Consider the following 16,222-nt stretch of genomic DNA (forward strand, 5'->3'; position numbering starts at 1 on the left):
TGTCTATTTGTAATAAAAGTTGCGCGCAAGGCGCGCTTCCACAATTACTAATTACTAACTATGAATTACTAATTCCTGGAGGGATTGAAAGTGTTTTTAAAAACAGTCCTCGCGGACGGGACGGCTGAGCATGCTGTTCTGCGCGAGATGAAGGCGCGCGCCGCGGGCGCGCGCGGCGATATCGAACAGACCGTGCGCGCGATCATGGACGACGTGCAGGCGCGCGGCTTTGACGCGGTTTGTGAATACGCGGAAAAATTCGATAAGCAAAAGCCCTATCTCGTCGGGCGGGAGCTGCTTGAGCGAGCGTATGACAGCTGCGAGCCGGGGCTGATCGCGGCGCTGGAAAAGGCGGCGGCCAATATCCGCGATTATCACGAGCAAATGCTGGCGAAAAGCTGGCAGTGGCAGCGCGCGCCGGGTGAAACGCTGGGGCAGACCGTGCGCGGTCTTTCCCGCGTCGGCCTGTATGTGCCGGGCGGCACGGCGGCCTATCCGTCCTCGGTGCTGATGAACGCCATTCCCGCCAAGGTCGCGGGGGTAGGGGAGCTCATCATGGTCACCCCGCCGACGGAGAATATGTCGAAGGAAGTGCTCGCCGCGGCCAAGATCGCGGGCGTCGACACCGTGATCGCGGTGGGCGGCGTGCAGGCCGTCGCGGCGCTTACCTTTGGGGCGGGCTTTATCCCGCAGGTGGATAAGATCGTCGGCCCGGGCAACGCCTTTGTCGCGGCGGCGAAAAAGCTGGCTTACGGCACGGTGGATATCGATATGATCGCCGGACCGTCCGAGGTGCTGGTTATCGCCGACCACACGGCCGACCCGACGTATGTCGCGGCCGACCTGCTTTCTCAGGCCGAGCACGATCGGTTGGCTTCGGCCGTGCTGCTGACCGATTCGATGGCGCAGGCGCAAGCCATTTCGTGCGAGATGGAGCGGCAGGGCAAGCAAATGCCGCGCTGGGATATCATCCGTGAAAGCGTTCAAAACTACGGCTGCGCGATCGTATTCGAGGAGCTGGCGGATGCTTGCCGCGTGGCCGATCAGGTCGCGCCCGAGCATCTGGAGATCGTCACCGCCGAGCCGCGCGAGTGGCTGCCTTATCTGCACAACGCGGGCGCGATCTTTCTGGGCGGGTACGCGCCCGAGCCGCTTGGCGACTATATGGCGGGCCCGTGCCACGTGCTGCCCACCTCAGGTACGGCGCGGTTTTTCTCGCCGCTGTCGACCGATACCTTTCTTAAAAAGACCAGCGTGATCGAATACACGCGGGACGCGCTCGCGGGCTATGCAAACGATATTATCGCCTTGGCAGAGGCCGAGCATTTAAACGCGCACGCAAACTCCATCGCCGTGCGCTTTCAGGAGGAAACGGAAGATGCGGAAAGCTGAGATCACGCGGAAAACCAAAGAGACCGATATCGCGCTGACGCTCGATCTGGACGGCAGTGAGCGGCAGATCGACACCGGCATCGGCTTTTTTGATCATATGCTGTGTTCCTTCGCCGTGCATTCCGGTTTTGGCCTGACGCTTCGCTGCAAGGGCGATCTGGAGGTGGACGGACACCACACGGTGGAGGATTGCGGCATCGCGCTCGGTCAGGCGCTGAGTAAATGTCTGGGCGACAAGGCGGGCATCGCGCGGTTTGGTCAGGCGTTTGTACCCATGGACGAAGCGCTTGGCTTTTGCGCGCTCGATATTTCGGGGCGGCCCTATTTGGTATTCGACGCGCCCATGCCCCAGCCGATGTGCGGGAGCTACGATACCTGTTTGACGGTGGAGTTCATGCGCGCGCTGTCCATGAACGCCGGACTGACGCTGCATTTAAAAGCTGAATACGGTGATAACGCGCACCATATTACGGAAGCGCTCTTCAAGGCGCTGGCCCGTGCGCTGAAGCAGGCCGTGACCCAAACCGGCGGCGGCGTGCTTTCCGCCAAGGGGGTACTTTGATTTGAGGTGCGCTTTGGCAGGCGTCGCAACGACAAGTTATGGGCAAGCAAGAGGTAAATAAGTGACATACGCCCTATAGGCTCCCCCCGACGAGGGGGGAGCTGGGCCGCGCGAAGCGCGGGTCTGAAGGGGGGCGTAAGGGCGGGCGTACCGAAACAGTAGCGCTCCGTTCTTTCAAGGCGCTTTCCGTTCAGCCCCCTATTCGTCACGCGCATACTGCGCGCGCCACCTTCCCCTCGTCGGGGGAAGGCCAAAGGGCAGCGGTGCACCATAAAGAAGGAGTATTATGAGCTATATTGGGATAGTGGATTACGGCGCGGGAAACCTGATGAGCGTACATAATTCGCTGGATTATCTGGGATATGAAAATAAAATCGCGGACACTGCGGCGGATCTCGAAAACGCCGCCGCCCTCATCCTGCCCGGCGTGGGCGCGTTTCCGGACGCCATGGCGGCGCTTACCGCATCGGGGCTGACGGACGCGGTGAAAAAGGCGGCGGGGGAAAAACCGTTTCTCGGCATTTGCCTTGGCATGCAAATGCTGTTTGAAGAGTCCGACGAGGTGCGCCCGTGCACGGGGCTGGGCCTGCTGCCCGGCCGTATTGAGCGCATCGAGACTGCGTATAAGCTGCCGCAGATCGGCTGGAACACGCTGCGTGTTTTGCGGCCCAACGCGATGACCGCGGGCATACAGGACGGCGACTGCGTGTACTTCGTGCACAGTTTTATGGCAAAACCCGCCGATGCGGCGGATCTTGCCTGTGTGACCGATTACGGCGCCGAGGTACCCGCCATGGTGGCGCGCGGCAATGTGTTCGGCTGCCAGTTTCACCCGGAAAAAAGCGGGGAAGTCGGTTTGCGGATGCTTCAAAACTTTGCGAAACTCACGGAGGTGGGGAAATGAGAATTTTACCGGCGATCGATTTAAAAAACGGTCAATGCGTGCGCCTGCAAAAGGGCGATTATGACACGGCCCACAAGGTGGCGGAGGACGCGGTGGAGACCGCGCGCAGCTTTTTGGCGGCGGGCGCATCGCTCATCCATATGGTTGATCTGGACGGAGCCAAGGACGGCTCCCAGCGCAATTACGACGTGGTGCGCCGCGTGCTGCGCGACGCGGGCGCGGCGGTAGAGCTGGGCGGCGGCATCCGCACGATGGAGGATGTCGATGTTGTGCTGGCGCTCGGCGTGTCCCGCGTGGTGATCGGTTCGGCGGCAATCAAAAACCCGCCGTTCGTCCGCGAAGCGGTGCGCAAATATGGGGATAAGATCGCCGTTGGCATCGACGCGCGGGGCGGCACGGTCCGCACCGAGGGCTGGGTGCGCGATTCCGGCGTGGATTATATCTCCTTTGCCAAACGCATGGAGCAGTACGGCGTTCAGACCATTATTTTTACCGATATTGAAAAAGACGGCATGCTGGAAGGCCCTAGCTTTGACCAGCTTGCCGCGCTGCGGCAAGCTGTTTCGTGCGGGATCGTCGCGTCCGGCGGCGTATCTACGATCGAGGATATCAAGAAACTCAAGGCCCTCGGCATCGATGAAGCGATCGCGGGCAAAGCGGTCTACGCGGGCACGCTTGATCTTGCGGCGGCCATCGCCGCCGCAAAATAGAATTAGGAGTGAGGAGTGAGGCGTTGGCGGTATCGCGCTTTGCGCGATTATTCAATAAGCCGCCTGCGGCGGCCACTATTATTCCTAACTACTAATTCCTAATTCCTAATTACTAATTAATAGAAAGGGGTTTTTGTATGCTTGCCAAACGCATCATCCCTTGTTTGGATGTAAAGGATGGGCGGGTCGTTAAGGGCGTAAACTTCGTGGGCTTGCGCGACGCGGGCGACCCGGTCGAACTGGCGAAGTTTTATTCGCGCGAGGGCGCGGACGAGATCGTGTTTCTCGATATCACGGCCACCTCGGATGGACGCGATACGATCGCGGACGTGGTGCGCCGCACCTGCCGCGAGGTGTTCGTGCCCGTTACCGTGGGCGGCGGCATCCGCACGGTGGACGATTTTAAAGAAATCCTGCGCGCGGGCGCGGATAAAATATCGGTCAATTCGGCGGCGGTCAAAAACCCCGCGCTGGTGGGCGAAGCTGCTGAAAAGTACGGCAGCCAGTGCGTCGTTGTAGCGATCGACGGCCGTCGAACGGGCAAAACGCCCTCCGGGTTTGAAGTATATGTCGCGGGCGGGCGTACGTCCACCGGCGTGGACGCGGTCGCGTGGGCCAAAGAGGTGTACGAGCGCGGCGCGGGCGAGATACTGCTCACTTCCATGGATAAGGATGGTACCAAATCCGGCTTTGATCTGGAACTGACCCGCGCGGTTGTGGATGTGGTCGGTATCCCGGTGATCGCTTCGGGCGGCTGCGGCAGTCTCGATCATTTTTCCGAGGTGTTTGAAGAGACCGCGTGCGACGCGGCGCTTGCCGCCAGCCTATTTCACTATGGCGAGCTGACGGTCGGGCAGGTCAAGCGGCATTTAAACGAAAAGAATATCCCGGTGAGGTTGTAAAATGGAACTATCGAAATTTTTTATCAAGGCCGAGCTCATTCCGGTCATTTGTCAGGATGAACGGAACGGCGAGGTGCTCATGCTGGGCTACGCCAACGAGGAAGCGCTGCGCCGGACAATGGAGAGCGGCACCGCCTGGTTCTTTTCGCGTTCGCGCCAAAAGCTTTGGAACAAGGGTGAGACGTCGGGCAATTTTATTTATGTAACAAAAATCCTGTCCGACTGCGACGACGATACCCTGATCTACATAGGTACGCCCAAGGGGCCGGTCTGCCACACGGGAAACCGCACCTGCTTTTATACCACGCTGTGGGAGAAAAATAATTAGGCGGTAGGCGGTAGGATTGGCGGAATCCGGCCATGCCGGATATTAAAATGATCGCGCGACGCGCGATTCCATAACTTCTAATTCCTACCGCCTACTTCCTAACTAGAAAAGAGGTTTTTATATTGAATTCATTTGAACAAATGGAGGCCGTGATCGGGCAGCGCAGGGCCGAACCGCAGGAAGGTTCGTATACCTGTTACCTGTTCGAGAAGGGCCTAGATAAAATGCTGAAAAAGGTCGGCGAGGAATGCGCCGAAACCATCATCGCCGCAAAAAACGGCGATAAAGAGGAGCTGGTAGGCGAAATTAACGACGTGTTCTATCACATGATGGTGATGATGAACGAGTGCGGCGTTTCACTTGCCGAGGTCTGCGCGGAGATGGATAAGCGCGCGGAAAAAATCGGCAACCTAAAGCAGTTCCACGTGTCCGACCATAATTCTTGAGGTACTACGATGCGAAGAAAAGATAGAGAAGTCACAGGCCGTGAAAATATCGAGGCGATCTTAAAAGCCTGCAAGGTGTGCCGCATTGCCATGATCGCGGAGGGCAAGCCTTACGTGATTCCCATGAACTTTGGCTATGAGTGGGATAATAATGGGCTGACCCTGTATTTCCACAGCGGTTTAAAGGGCAAAAAGATCGACGCGATGCGCGCCGACCCGCACGTTTGCTTTGAGATGGATATCGAGGACGGTGTGATAGAAGGCGGCGACGTGGCCTGCCAGTATAGCTATGCGTTTTCGTCCATCATTGGCGAGGGATGCGTACAGTTTGCGGAAAATAACGAACAGAAACGCCACGGGTTCGATATCATCATGCAGCAGCTGACCGGCCGCGAGGGCTGGACCTATTCGGACGCCCACCTTTCGGTAGCCGAGGTGTTCATGGTCCGCGCGGATTCCTTGGAAGCTTCGCGCAAAACGCCGCGTAATTGACAGCGCAAACGCCGCTCCCGCTGCGGGGGACGGCGTTTTTCCATTTACATAGAGAGAGGATGAAACGATGCAGAACCAAACCATGTTACAGGGCTTTGAATGGTACTTGCCCGAAAACGGATGCCTTTGGAGCCGCTGGGAGAAGCAGGCCCCAAATATCGCCGCGCTCGGTATCACCGATATTTGGCTGCCGCCCGCCTATAAGGGTGCGAACGGCGCGGCCGACGTGGGCTACGGCGTTTACGATCTGTTCGATCTGGGTGAATTTGATCAAAAGGGCACCGTGCGGACGAAATACGGCACGCGGGAAAGATACCTTGCCGCTGTGCGTACCTTGCAGCAGGCTGGCGTGCGCGTATGGGCGGATATCGTGATGAACCATAAAATGGGCGCGGATGAGTTGGAGCACGTGCGCGCCACGCCGGATGCTTCCGATAACCGGGAAAAGGCCGTGGGAGATGAGCGCGAGATCGCCGCGTGGACGAAATTCACCTTTCCGGGGCGCGCGGGCAAATATTCGGGCTTTCAGTGGAACTGGACGCATTTCAACGGCACCGATTGGGACGATGGCGCGAAAACGGGCGGCATTTATCTGTTTGAAGGCAAGCGGTGGGATGAACAGGTCGACCCCGAGCACGGCAATTTCGATTATCTTATGGGAGCCGATCTGGCGCTGACCAACCACGATGTGGTGGAAGAACTGAAGCGCTGGGGCTGCTGGTATCTGGATACGGTTCATCCGGATGGTTTGCGGCTGGACGCGGTAAAGCATATGCAGCGCGATTTTTACACGGATTGGCTGGGCGAGATGCGGCGGCATGCCGGGCGCGAGCTGCCCGCCGTCGGCGAGTATTGGAGCCCGGAGGTTGAGCGGCTCTTAGGCTATCTGGAGGGCGGCGCGGGCATGCGTCTGTTCGACGTACCGCTGCACTTCCATCTGTTCGACATATCCGGGGCAAACGGTAACTACGATTTATCGAAGCTGTTGGATGGCACGCTTGTGCAGGCCGCGCCCGATCAGGCGGTCACCTTTGTCGACAACCACGATACCCAACCCGGGCAGGCGCTGCAAACCTTTATTCAGCCATGGTTCAAAGCGCCCGCTTATGCGCTGATTTTACTGCGCGGGCAGGGGTTGCCATGCGTGTTCTATGGCGACCTGTACGGCGTGCCGCATGACGGGATCGCGCCCGTGGCCGGGTTGAAACGTCTATTATGGGTACGCGCCAATTTGGCCTATGGTGAATTGCACGATTATTTTGACGATGCAAACGTCGTCGGTTTCACACGCGAGGGGGATGCGGAGCACCCGGATTCCGGCCTTGCCATGCTGCTTTCGGATTCGACCGGCGGCGAAAAACGGATGTATGTCGGCAGCCGCCTTGTCGGTAAAACGCTGGTAGACGCGCTGGGTAAATGCACCACGCCCGTTACCGTTGATGGGGAGGGGAACGTGACCGCCTCCGCTCCCGCCGGCGGCGCCGCCGTCTGGGTCACGCGCGAAGCGTTTGACCGGATGTTTATGGAGGAAAGCTGAAATATTTTGTAACGCGATAGGAAATTAAAAAGGGGGATGCGACGAAACGCAAATCGTCGCACCCCCCCTATGTCTTATTCGGCATTCCAATTAGCGACTATAACTACCGCGAATAGCCCAATCACCAAAAACGTAAAAATACCGGCCAACGTGGTAAGAACTCCGTCTAATTTCTTCTTGTTTTTAAAGATTTTAAGCAAGATTGCATACAGTAAAATGCCTAACATGCCGCCTAGGGTATTGGATATAACATCTGTAATATCTGCTCTGCCGATTGCAAAAGCAAACTGCGCGGTTTCAAGCGCAAGGCTGAAAATTGCAATACCTATTATCTTATGAAGAAACCGCGTATCGTTTTTCAGTATACCTAGAAAAATGCCAAATGGAGCGAAAACCAATAAATTATTCATAACTTCGCTGATGTGAAAGCTGCTACCGGCTTGCTCCGTATAATAAAAGGGAATAAAGTTAACGTGACGTGCACCTAGTAAGGCTGTAAATGAAAATTGCAGCTTCAATAAGATCAGCCAGACCAGCAGGACCAAATAAACAATAAATAACCCTTGCGCAATTTTATATCGCTTCTCCATAATTTTTAAATTTCCTTGTGATTACATTGTTTCTTGAGAAACCATCCAAGAAATGCAATGAAAAGACATAGGAATAACCCTATCCCAGTTTCAATGAGAAGAACCATGTGCAACGGCACAGCGGTCAAAACGCGGTTTTCCAAATAAACCGATTGAGCCATGCTGCCAACGGTGCAAACAGCGACAAAAAGTATTAGGACGATCGTAATTCGTGTCAGAGCTTTTACTTTCATGACATCCCTCGAATTTCTTGTTGCGATAAAATACGGTACTGTAGCATTTTTCTTTCTTACTATCAATATACCTTTAAAATATTATGGTAGCAAGCAACAAAGCGGTGAAAATATAATATAAAATACGAGAAGGCTTGCCAGCGCAAAAGGAAAGCAAAAATAAACTGATCACGAATTACGGCTGAGCGGCGATAAAACGTTTTGATCTGGACTGCGGGGATGCTGGTTCTAGCGATAAAATAAATGATGAAAAGCGCGCGTTGCAAAATAAAAGAAATTCCTCCTAGCCACAAGGCGATCGGTATCCTATGTCGTTTTGCTCACTTCTTGGAAGTCACCCAATGTTTGATTGCTAGTACTGCATAGGTTAACGCGATATACATGTTCGGGAACATTTGAAGATAAGCTTTGCCGTTTATGCTGACCATTATGAGAATAACAAACATGGTCAGATCGACCAACCATAGTTTAGATTCGCTAATATTCTTCTCACAGATATATAACAAGAAAACGAGCAAAACTATGATCAACGTGTAAATTATTTGGAAAGAATGCAATAATACATACTGGAATTCTCTTTTCATTCCGACTGTCAGGATATCAATATTGAAAACCAAGCATAAGATTAGAAAGGCAAGGGCAGTAAGAAGATATCCTTTCATAGCATGCTTTTTCATCAAGTCACTCCCGTATTCTAAACACGAAAAGGCTTCACTTCCATGTCCTGATTTTTACTTGTTTAAACTGAAAACGTTGGATAAAACGCACACCTGCTCTTAACGCTATTGTAGCGCCGGAGGGGGAGGGGCAAGAGTCCCCGTGGCTTATCCTCTTCTTCATTTTTTCAGTAAATCATACGCTGCCATACTGAATAAGTAAACCCAAATATGTATGATAGTAAATACTAGGATCAAAAGGACAATGATAAGCTTTGATAGAGTGATTTTTGGGAAAAAATGAACGATCAAAAAATCGATCAATATTATAAATACAATGGTACGGCTATAAGCGAATAATCGATCGTGCGAAAAATTCATAACACGCAATTTTTCTGATAGTTCTAGTTTGGACTCTTCAAAAAAATGAGTGCATGCGTAGATTTGACTTAAGAGGCCGACTATTATAAGAAAAAATAGAGTATCCATAATTAATTTAACCCTCTAAGTTGGTGAATAATACTAAAATAGAAATAGCGAAAATAAATCTGATGTTATCTAACTTGGCTAACACATAAGTTTTCCTTCATACTTCTATAGAATTTAAAAGATAGTTCATAGATTAATTCCTCTAAGTATGTTATGGCTTTGTGATTCAAATATTATAACAATTTTATTTTGCATAAGAATTGACCTTTATTTCAGCATATCTGTCATGTAACACAGAAAATGAGTTGTCCAAAGCACTCCTCTGAAAAGAGGAGTGCCTTGGACAGATATGAATGTTCCGCAATAATAGCGCATACAAAACACTATTTTAAGTTTGTATGATGGTGATTAAGCCCAAGATTGATAATACGTACCGCTCGTTGCGTATTGAGTGTGAGCTTGATCAAAATAATACGTACAATTTACCTGCTGCCATAGATTTGGAAAATCTTTATATCCTTTAACTATTTCGTGGAAATAAACTGTTTTTGCATAAGCATATTTGGAATCTACAGCTGCATTAATTATTGCAGCAGCTACGGCTGTGGCAACTCCAAACTCAGGAATAAGCTCACTAATTAAAATCGCAAAACCAGCAGTCTCATTAGCTACAATTCCTTTTTCAAAGTTAACATCTATATCTCTTGAAGAAATAAGCTTGGTGTAATCGCTAGGGGTAGTACCGTACAGACAATTTTCCTGTGTGATCCAACCGCTTCGCGGCTCAACTCCTGTGTTATTAGTGACATGAATAGTTGCAAATTTCTCGCCATTAATATAAATGACATTGCCTATTCTTTCAGCAACATCAGTACCATTTGTTGCTTTAGCATAAAAGTTCTCGCCATACGATTCATACGGTTTTAGATTAGGTTCTTGAGGCGCAAAACCGGTTACAGCCTCTACGGCTTTATCTTGCGAAGAAATATCAACAGCATAAGCTGTGAAAGAAAAAGAACAAGCAAGAATCGAAAAAACGCATGCTAAAGATATAAATTTCTTCATGATTATGTTCCTTTCTAAATCAAATGTGTATACTATCGTCACAATAAAGTGAGTTATCGTTTTATCCTCAACTTATTTATTGAAAAAATAGTAGCGTAAGCATTAAGCTAAGTGAAGGTCTAATCTACATATGAGCTAATAAAACCACATAATGAACGAAATAGACAACAGAAGGCTTCACTGCGCAACTTCTCAGTTAAGCTTTCTGGCCGATTGAAGCATTAAAGTTCTTGTGTTGCATAGCTTAGCACATCGGACTCACCCTTTTCTTCTCCGTTACTTCCTGAGCTTCTCCGGCACCTCCGGCTGATAGTACTGACCTAAGCAGGGCGTTTGGCTAGTCAGTACCGCTACTGCGCTGACAATGCAGGCGGCAGAAGCCATTAACCCTTTCAACCATGAAAACTTTGTTTTCATTTTTCCACCAGCTTTCCTTGATATTGTTATCTATCTAATGATATAATCATATTAGCAGATTAAAGGAAAAAGAAAATAGATTTGTCGTGAAAACCCATTTTTTTGACGTGAAATTTGGGGGCGGGTGCATATATGAAGCTGAATATTACGATTTTGGAAGACAATGAAGCCCAAAAGCAGCATTTGCAGTGGGTGATAGAGAATGCGGCGAAAAAGATAAAAATCGCGGTTCGTTTGTTTGCGGTTTCCTCAGGGCTTGATATTAGCGGAGAAAGTGTCGTGCAAACTGATTTGTTTTTTCTGGACGTGGAAACGCCACATCGATCGGGCATTGAAACGGCACAGTTTATACGAACCGTTTCCAAGGATGTGCCAATCGTCTTTACTACTAACTTTAAGGACTATGCGGTAAATGGATACGAAGTACATGCCTTTCAGTTTTTGTTAAAGCCGGTGACGGAAGCGGATTGTATCCCATGTTTGGAAAATGCGATAGCGTATGTGAAACTGCGTGAGCAGGGAAGTCTAAAAATCAAACAGTCGAAAGAGTGGCACATTGTGTCGTATGGAGAAATTTTATATGCAGAAGCCGGGAACCATTCCTGCAAGATTGTTTATGATGGCGGCGACTTATCTTTTCGCAAAAACATATCGGACCTAGCAAAAGAATTGCCGCAGCGAATATTTATACAATGCCATCGTTCCTATCTTGTCAATATCGATCGAATAAGGGTACTTAATGCGAAAGAGTTAATTTTAGATAATCAAGCAAAGATTCCCGTGAGTGAATCCTATTTTGCCGCAATTGAGAAGGCGTTTGCGGACAAGCTGATCGCGGAAGGGGGGCTCTGGTCTTGATACAGAATGTGTTGATGATTTCATCCTCATTGCTCGATGCAATTTTATCGATGCTGCTTTATTGCGTTGCGCTTCATCCAGCTAAACGTCCGAACCTTGTGCGTAATGTGATCATATGTGTATCGGTTAATTTCTTGATAACAATTTCTCTCAGCTTTTCAGGGTTACCCTTTTTATTTAAATCATTTATCATTTTCTTATATGACGTGGCCGTTTGTTTGTATCTTTCTAATCACAGATTAGGCATTTCCATTGTGCTACCATCGGTTTTATTCATGTTGGTCTATCTCTGTGAAATGACAGTGCCAACGGCTTATTCGCTTTTTTTTCACAAACAGATCACGCCGAGCGATCCCTTTGTAATGATTTTTGGTATTGTGGAATCCCATGTACTGCTTTGTATTTTGCTCGTGCTTATCTGCGGTCTTGTGCGGTATCGGCTGAGAGATTTAAAGATTGATCACATTCGGTTGTTTCAATGGGTGTTTCTTTGCTTAGGCATTTTGTTGCTTGGCAGCTTTGTCGCAGTGTGTTCCTTTGTCGTAAACGGCGCAAAACATAATACACAAGAATTAATAATGGCGCTGCCGTTTTTCTTTTTGGTTCTGTTTGCTGTTTTTATTATTCTTTTTGTCTGCCTTGCCCGGGAAACCGCTCGCAGGAATCAGCTAGGCGCTAAGCTGGTAAAAGCGGAAATGCAGCTTGAACAGCAAAAAGCTATGGATGCTTTGTACCATGACATCCAAGGTCTGCGGCACGACCTGAACAACCATATGCAGGCGCTTTCCGGTCTGCTCGAACGAAACGAAACAGAAAAGGCGTTTCAATATGTGCAAGGCATTACAAGCACCACCGGCAAAACGGGTCAGTGGATCACCACGAAGGACGGCGCGGTAGACGCGCTGCTGAACGCCAAGCTGCACCGCGCGCGGGATGCCGGCATTAAGGTGTGGGCCAACATACAATATCCCGACCCGTGCGATACCCCGCGCAACGATGTTTGCACGATTCTATTCAATTTGCTGGATAACGCGATAGAGGCGTGTGAAAAAAATAAAGACGCAGCCAATCGCAGGCTGCGTCTTAGTACTAAGCTGATACAAAACTTTTTTGTCATTATGGTGGAAAATCCAAGCGAACAGGCGCCGGTAAAAACGAAAAAGGGATTCCAAAGCTCCAAAGCCGGTATCCTGCACGGCTTTGGCCTGCGGCAGGTGAAAGAAATCGCGCACAAATACGGCGGCATGTTCCGTGTGGAGTACGAGGAGACCGGCATGTTCCGCGCGGCCGCCATGCTTCCCCAAAACCAAAGCGAATGGGTGAATGTCAGCATCATGCGTCCGGAAGAGGAAGAAGAACAAGAGACAGTGGAGCAACCGGAGAAAATGCAGGCGGGAACCGTTTAGACTCATGAATGCTCTAATTGGTTTGTAATGCTCGTGGAATTGATCGCAAAGGTATTTCCAATCATATGCCCTTGTTCATCGGTATCAAAACCCCACATGATCAAGCGGCCAAATACGCGTACGGCGCCGTCAGTGTGCCGTGTTGAAGCAACCGTGTTAAAATCGAAATTGGGCGAGTGAAGCTCCCACGTCGTAACGGTATGCGGGATTCCATCAAGCGTGGCCTTCTCCACGTGTTTGGTGGCGGAGCCGATAAAAGTGATCAGCAGTATGCATACGGAAGCACAGACGGCAAACAGGCAACGGCGAACCAAATGCATCGTTTTCACTCCCCCTATTCATCCGTTTAAACCGGTATTACGCCCAAAACCGCGCCGCAACTTGGTCGGCTTCGGCCTCGCTCTGGGCGAGAATGGCGGCGACATCGTTGCCGACCACGTCTAGCCCCTCGGCGGCAAGGCAGTCAAACCGGTCGACGCCGAGCATGGCGCAGAGCGAGCGCAGGTAAGCGCTGGCATGGTCGGTCAGCGCTGGGTCGTTATCATCCACATAGCCGCCGCGCGTGGTGACATACAGCAGGCGCTGGGGGTTGCAATCGCCAACCGAACGGCCCTGTTCGTTATAATGGAAGGTTAGCCCAACGACGCAAAGCCGCTCTAAGTAAGCGCGCACCATGCTCGGTACGGTCAAATCCCAATAGGGGCAGGCAATCACGACGGCGTCTGCCTCCTTAAACTGATTGGCCAGCGCAAAAAAAGGCGCGTCGTACGCCTTGGAGGCGGAGAGCGCGTCACGCTGGGCAATCGCTTCGGCGTCATAGGGCGTCAGATGCAGGTCGGGCAGGGAAAGCACCTCGATCTCAGCGTCCGGAATACGGCTGACAACGCGGCGGGCCAGCCGCAGCGTGCGGGATTGCTCTCCACGGATACAGCCGTTTACAAAAAGCAGTTTTTTCATGTTGCGATACTCCTTTGATTGAATCGATTCTTTAAATTTGATACCTCGATGATACCACAATCCGGCAATATTGGCAAACGAAAAGCCTCCCTATATAGAGAGGCTCTTTTTCGTATGGAAAGCGCTTTAGCGCTTGACGAATTTGCTGCGCGGGGCGCGGCAGATGGGGCAGATGAAGTCGTCCGGAATATCCTCCGCCAGACGGACATAGCCGCAGACGGTGCATTTCCAGCCTGCGTCCGCATCCAGCTGGTGGAAAACCGGCGCGGTGGGCGGCACATCCTTGCCGCGGTTTTCAAAATCGCGCACGGTGAGCGCCTCGCCGTCCGCCAGAACCTCGGCGTCGGTCAGTTCGAGGATGAACAGCGTGTGCGAGCCGACGGCAACCGGCTCCAATACCTTGAACGACAGGCGCGCGATCATCCCTTCCTTGATATAGGGGCAGCCTACCGCGTCCGTTTCAAACGGGAAGGACGCAAATTTGTCAATCGCACGGCCGGATTTATAGCCAAATTCGTTTACAACCTTGTCCGCGCAGTCCTCGCGCAGCACGGTCGCGGAAAGCACGCCGCTTTTTTTCAGCGCCGCGCAGGTAGCGGAATCGTTATTCAGGGAAACGCTGAACTTTGCCGGCGTGGAAGAGGTGACCTGATGCAGCGAGTTGATGATACAGCCGAAGTTTTTGCCCTCCGCAGCGGTAGAGGCAAGGGCGAGCGTATAGTTGAGCTTTTTGTAAGCCTTTCGATCCATGTGATCAGCATCCTTTCAATTAATAAGAATAATTCCTATTTACAATTTAATTCTACCCGAAAGAATGGTAAAATGCTATGGCGAAATTGACCAAAAAAGAACGGATTATTTTGGAATAGTTAAAAAATATTTTTGATGCTGATGGAGTCAAGCTCGGGCAGGTGGGTGAGCTGGCCGATCAGCTCAGCCCGCTCTATGGCAAGCTCCTGCTCCGCGCCGGTGCTTTTGGCGCGCTGCACGCGGGAGAAAAGGCGATCGGTCTCGTCGATCTCTTCGTGCGGTAAAAGCGAACCGAGCAGGCTTTCCGCGTTCGTCCACAGCGCCATGGCCTCGTCAAGCCGGTCGGCTTTCACCTCGGTTTTGATCGCGTCGATTGTGTGTTCCAACGTGTGATCCGACCAAATGCAGCCGCCGATCAACACGGCCAGCAGGGCAAGGGATATAAAAAGCCTGCGCATTTATGCACCCTCCTTTGGCTGGATGAACACGTTGCCGCAATCGTCCAGCGTCATTAAAAAGACTTCGGGTACGGAAAGCCCTTTGTTTTTGAGCTGACGCTCTACCTCGCCCGCGTCCTTTTGCAGCAGCTGCAGCGAGCGCGGCACCAGCTTGCCGTCCGATACGACGACGACCGGCAGGCCCTGATCCTTTGGGTTCAGGTTCAGCATTTCGGCGGTCACCGGCATTTGCGGCTGCTTCAAAATGACGGTCAGCGTGCCGTCCGGCTCGATCACGCCGTACTTGACGTCGCTGATCGCGTGTACGTTCTGCTTGCGCAGCGTTTCAATGATCTCATCCGTTGTAAGGCGCATTTGCCGCAGCTTTTTAACATCCAATTCGCCCTTCCGTATGATAATAGCGGGCTGGCCGTTGAGCAAACGGCGGAAAACGCGGCTTTTGAGCGCGAAAAAGCTAACCAGTATCTCTATCGCGACCAGTGTCACGATGGGAATGATACCGGCGAATAGGGGAATGCCGACATCCTGCATCGGAATGGCGGCGAGTTCGGAGATCAAAATGGTCACGACCAGCTCGGACGGGTCAAGGTCGCCGATCTGCCGCTTGCCCATGATGCGCATGGCCGCCACCACGGCGCAGTATAGGATCAGCGTTCTTATCAGCGGTACGGACATGGTATAACCCCATTTCGGATAAATTCGCCTTTAGTATGGCGCAAAATGGTTGCCTTCATGCACCGGCCCGGTTTTCACCGCAAAAATTTAAAACAATAGTTGACAACCGGCGTTTGACGCTTTATAATGATAAAGTACATTTGAATAGCGAGCAAAGTGCGATGACCGGGAAAAGTAGCGTCTGGAATCCTATAGAGAGCCGTCGGTTGGTGTAAGACGGCGGAGGAAGGAAAGTGCGAAAGTCTCCCCGAGAGCAGTCGGATGAACAAAGGGCGCGCCCTTTCAGTAAGCCGTACCGCGTGACCGGCGTTATCGGGTCAGGTTAAGTGGTCGTGTGCATTTTGCACGCGGCAAAAAGAGTGGTACCGCAGAGTTTGTAAAGTCTTTGTCTCTTATATGTAGAGGCATGGGCTTTTTTTATTTCGTTTTCTGCAAAGAAAACGCCAGAGAAGAGG

General features: G+C 51.4%; 19 protein-coding genes and 1 other annotated feature. Of the genes, 11 read left to right on the forward strand and 8 right to left on the reverse strand.

Going from position 1 to position 16,222, the window contains the following annotated elements; genetic code table 11:
• Positions 1-90: 90 nt before the first annotated feature.
• The 9 genes from hisD (at position 91) to RWV98_RS08670 (ending at position 7,273) form a co-directional block, all read left to right on the forward strand.
• Positions 91-1,392 carry a histidinol dehydrogenase gene (gene hisD, locus RWV98_RS08630; RefSeq protein WP_317865265.1) on the forward strand — a complete coding sequence of 434 codons (1,302 nt, stop codon included), beginning with the start codon at positions 91-93 and terminating at the stop codon, positions 1,390-1,392.
• Complete coding sequence (gene hisB / locus RWV98_RS08635) at positions 1,379-1,954, forward strand: imidazoleglycerol-phosphate dehydratase HisB (RefSeq protein WP_317865267.1); 576 nt, start codon at positions 1,379-1,381, stop codon at positions 1,952-1,954. The genes hisD and hisB overlap by 14 nt, the downstream gene beginning before the upstream one ends.
• 286 nt (positions 1,955-2,240) lie before the next feature.
• Positions 2,241-2,858, forward strand: coding sequence for an imidazole glycerol phosphate synthase subunit HisH (gene hisH / locus RWV98_RS08640; RefSeq protein ID WP_317865269.1), 618 nt, complete (start codon positions 2,241-2,243; stop codon positions 2,856-2,858).
• On the forward strand, positions 2,855-3,568 hold the full coding sequence (gene hisA / locus RWV98_RS08645; protein ID WP_317865271.1) for a 1-(5-phosphoribosyl)-5-[(5-phosphoribosylamino)methylideneamino]imidazole-4-carboxamide isomerase: 714 nt from the start codon (positions 2,855-2,857) through the stop codon (positions 3,566-3,568). Before hisH ends, hisA begins: the two co-directional genes overlap by 4 nt.
• A 137-nt stretch (positions 3,569-3,705) precedes the next feature.
• Entirely contained in the window at positions 3,706-4,470 is a 765-nt protein-coding gene (gene hisF / locus RWV98_RS08650; RefSeq protein WP_317865273.1) for an imidazole glycerol phosphate synthase subunit HisF, read from the forward strand.
• A gap of 1 nt (position 4,471) precedes the next feature.
• Positions 4,472-4,798 (forward strand): phosphoribosyl-AMP cyclohydrolase, encoded by a 327-nt coding sequence (hisI, locus tag RWV98_RS08655; protein ID WP_317865274.1) that lies wholly within the window; start codon positions 4,472-4,474, stop codon positions 4,796-4,798.
• 122 nt (positions 4,799-4,920) lie between these two features.
• Entirely contained in the window at positions 4,921-5,244 is a 324-nt protein-coding gene (hisE, locus tag RWV98_RS08660) for a phosphoribosyl-ATP diphosphatase (protein ID WP_280961464.1), read from the forward strand.
• Positions 5,245-5,253: 9 nt separating this feature from the next.
• Positions 5,254-5,736, forward strand: coding sequence for a pyridoxamine 5'-phosphate oxidase family protein (locus tag RWV98_RS08665; protein ID WP_317865276.1), 483 nt, complete (start codon positions 5,254-5,256; stop codon positions 5,734-5,736).
• Between the two features lie 67 nt (positions 5,737-5,803).
• Positions 5,804-7,273 carry an alpha-amylase gene (locus RWV98_RS08670; RefSeq protein ID WP_317865278.1) on the forward strand — a complete coding sequence of 490 codons (1,470 nt, stop codon included), beginning with the start codon at positions 5,804-5,806 and terminating at the stop codon, positions 7,271-7,273.
• Positions 7,274-7,347: 74 nt separating this feature from the next.
• On the opposite strand, the gene RWV98_RS08675 is transcribed toward RWV98_RS08670, so the two are convergent.
• The 3 genes from RWV98_RS08675 to RWV98_RS19435 all read right to left on the reverse strand — a co-directional run bounded on the left by RWV98_RS08675 (position 7,348) and on the right by RWV98_RS19435 (position 10,663).
• Positions 7,348-7,863, reverse strand: coding sequence for a VanZ family protein (locus RWV98_RS08675; protein WP_317865279.1), 516 nt, complete (start codon positions 7,861-7,863; stop codon positions 7,348-7,350).
• A gap of 1,726 nt (positions 7,864-9,589) precedes the next feature.
• Entirely contained in the window at positions 9,590-10,246 is a 657-nt protein-coding gene (locus RWV98_RS08680) for a hypothetical protein (RefSeq protein ID WP_317865281.1), read from the reverse strand.
• Positions 10,247-10,522: 276 nt separating this feature from the next.
• Positions 10,523-10,663, reverse strand: a complete 141-nt coding sequence (locus tag RWV98_RS19435; RefSeq protein WP_442872111.1) for a cyclic lactone autoinducer peptide — start codon at positions 10,661-10,663, stop codon at positions 10,523-10,525.
• Positions 10,664-10,795: 132 nt separating this feature from the next.
• On the opposite strand from RWV98_RS19435, the gene RWV98_RS08685 reads away from it, so the two are divergent.
• Both RWV98_RS08685 and RWV98_RS08690 read left to right on the forward strand, forming a co-directional pair.
• Positions 10,796-11,521, forward strand: coding sequence for a LytR/AlgR family response regulator transcription factor (locus tag RWV98_RS08685; protein WP_317865283.1), 726 nt, complete (start codon positions 10,796-10,798; stop codon positions 11,519-11,521).
• Positions 11,518-12,927: a sensor histidine kinase gene (locus RWV98_RS08690; RefSeq protein WP_317865284.1), complete on the forward strand. Its 1,410-nt coding sequence runs from the start codon at positions 11,518-11,520 to the stop codon at positions 12,925-12,927. Before RWV98_RS08685 ends, RWV98_RS08690 begins: the two co-directional genes overlap by 4 nt.
• Positions 12,928-12,929: 2 nt before the next feature.
• Here the strand turns inward: RWV98_RS08690 and RWV98_RS08695 are convergent, their stop codons facing one another.
• The 5 genes from RWV98_RS08695 to RWV98_RS08715 form a co-directional block, all read right to left on the reverse strand.
• On the reverse strand, positions 12,930-13,256 hold the full coding sequence (locus RWV98_RS08695; protein ID WP_317865286.1) for a hypothetical protein: 327 nt from the start codon (positions 13,254-13,256) through the stop codon (positions 12,930-12,932).
• 28 nt (positions 13,257-13,284) lie between these two features.
• The gene (locus RWV98_RS08700) at positions 13,285-13,884 is read right to left on the reverse strand and encodes an FMN-dependent NADH-azoreductase (protein ID WP_317865288.1); all 600 of its coding nucleotides are present in this window, start codon (positions 13,882-13,884) and stop codon (positions 13,285-13,287) included.
• A 126-nt stretch (positions 13,885-14,010) separates the two neighbouring features.
• Entirely contained in the window at positions 14,011-14,634 is a 624-nt protein-coding gene (locus tag RWV98_RS08705; RefSeq protein WP_317865290.1) for a flavin reductase, read from the reverse strand.
• Between the two features lie 119 nt (positions 14,635-14,753).
• Positions 14,754-15,092 carry a DUF4363 family protein gene (locus tag RWV98_RS08710; protein ID WP_317865292.1) on the reverse strand — a complete coding sequence of 113 codons (339 nt, stop codon included), beginning with the start codon at positions 15,090-15,092 and terminating at the stop codon, positions 14,754-14,756.
• Positions 15,093-15,767, reverse strand: a complete 675-nt coding sequence (locus RWV98_RS08715) for a DUF421 domain-containing protein (protein ID WP_280961446.1) — start codon at positions 15,765-15,767, stop codon at positions 15,093-15,095.
• A 152-nt stretch (positions 15,768-15,919) separates the two neighbouring features.
• Positions 15,920-16,163, forward strand: a binding site (T-box leader).
• Positions 16,164-16,222 lie beyond the last annotated feature (59 nt).

Origin of the sequence: Agathobaculum sp. NTUH-O15-33 (genome assembly GCF_033193315.1) — a bacterium.
Classification (GTDB): Bacteria; Bacillota; Clostridia; order Oscillospirales; family Butyricicoccaceae; genus Agathobaculum; species Agathobaculum faecihominis_A.

Excerpts from the sequence above, each read along its gene's own strand:
- RWV98_RS08705 (WP_317865290.1), bottom strand. The coding sequence starts at position 14,634 with ATGGATCGAAAGGCTTACAAAAAGCTCAACTATACGCTCGCCCTTGCC.
- RWV98_RS08670 (WP_317865278.1), top strand. The coding sequence starts at position 5,804 with ATGCAGAACCAAACCATGTTACAGGGCTTTGAATGGTACTTGCCCGAA.
- RWV98_RS08680 (WP_317865281.1), bottom strand. The coding sequence starts at position 10,246 with ATGAAGAAATTTATATCTTTAGCATGCGTTTTTTCGATTCTTGCTTGT.
- hisF (WP_317865273.1), top strand. The coding sequence starts at position 3,706 with ATGCTTGCCAAACGCATCATCCCTTGTTTGGATGTAAAGGATGGGCGG.
- RWV98_RS08710 (WP_317865292.1), bottom strand. The coding sequence starts at position 15,092 with ATGCGCAGGCTTTTTATATCCCTTGCCCTGCTGGCCGTGTTGATCGGC.
- hisA (WP_317865271.1), top strand. The coding sequence starts at position 2,855 with ATGAGAATTTTACCGGCGATCGATTTAAAAAACGGTCAATGCGTGCGC.
- RWV98_RS19435 (WP_442872111.1), bottom strand. The coding sequence starts at position 10,663 with ATGAAAACAAAGTTTTCATGGTTGAAAGGGTTAATGGCTTCTGCCGCC.
- hisI (WP_317865274.1), top strand. The coding sequence starts at position 4,472 with ATGGAACTATCGAAATTTTTTATCAAGGCCGAGCTCATTCCGGTCATT.
- RWV98_RS08675 (WP_317865279.1), bottom strand. The coding sequence starts at position 7,863 with ATGGAGAAGCGATATAAAATTGCGCAAGGGTTATTTATTGTTTATTTG.
- RWV98_RS08685 (WP_317865283.1), top strand. The coding sequence starts at position 10,796 with ATGAAGCTGAATATTACGATTTTGGAAGACAATGAAGCCCAAAAGCAG.
- hisH (WP_317865269.1), top strand. The coding sequence starts at position 2,241 with ATGAGCTATATTGGGATAGTGGATTACGGCGCGGGAAACCTGATGAGC.
- RWV98_RS08700 (WP_317865288.1), bottom strand. The coding sequence starts at position 13,884 with ATGAAAAAACTGCTTTTTGTAAACGGCTGTATCCGTGGAGAGCAATCC.
- RWV98_RS08715 (WP_280961446.1), bottom strand. The coding sequence starts at position 15,767 with ATGTCCGTACCGCTGATAAGAACGCTGATCCTATACTGCGCCGTGGTG.
- RWV98_RS08665 (WP_317865276.1), top strand. The coding sequence starts at position 5,254 with ATGCGAAGAAAAGATAGAGAAGTCACAGGCCGTGAAAATATCGAGGCG.
- hisB (WP_317865267.1), top strand. The coding sequence starts at position 1,379 with ATGCGGAAAGCTGAGATCACGCGGAAAACCAAAGAGACCGATATCGCG.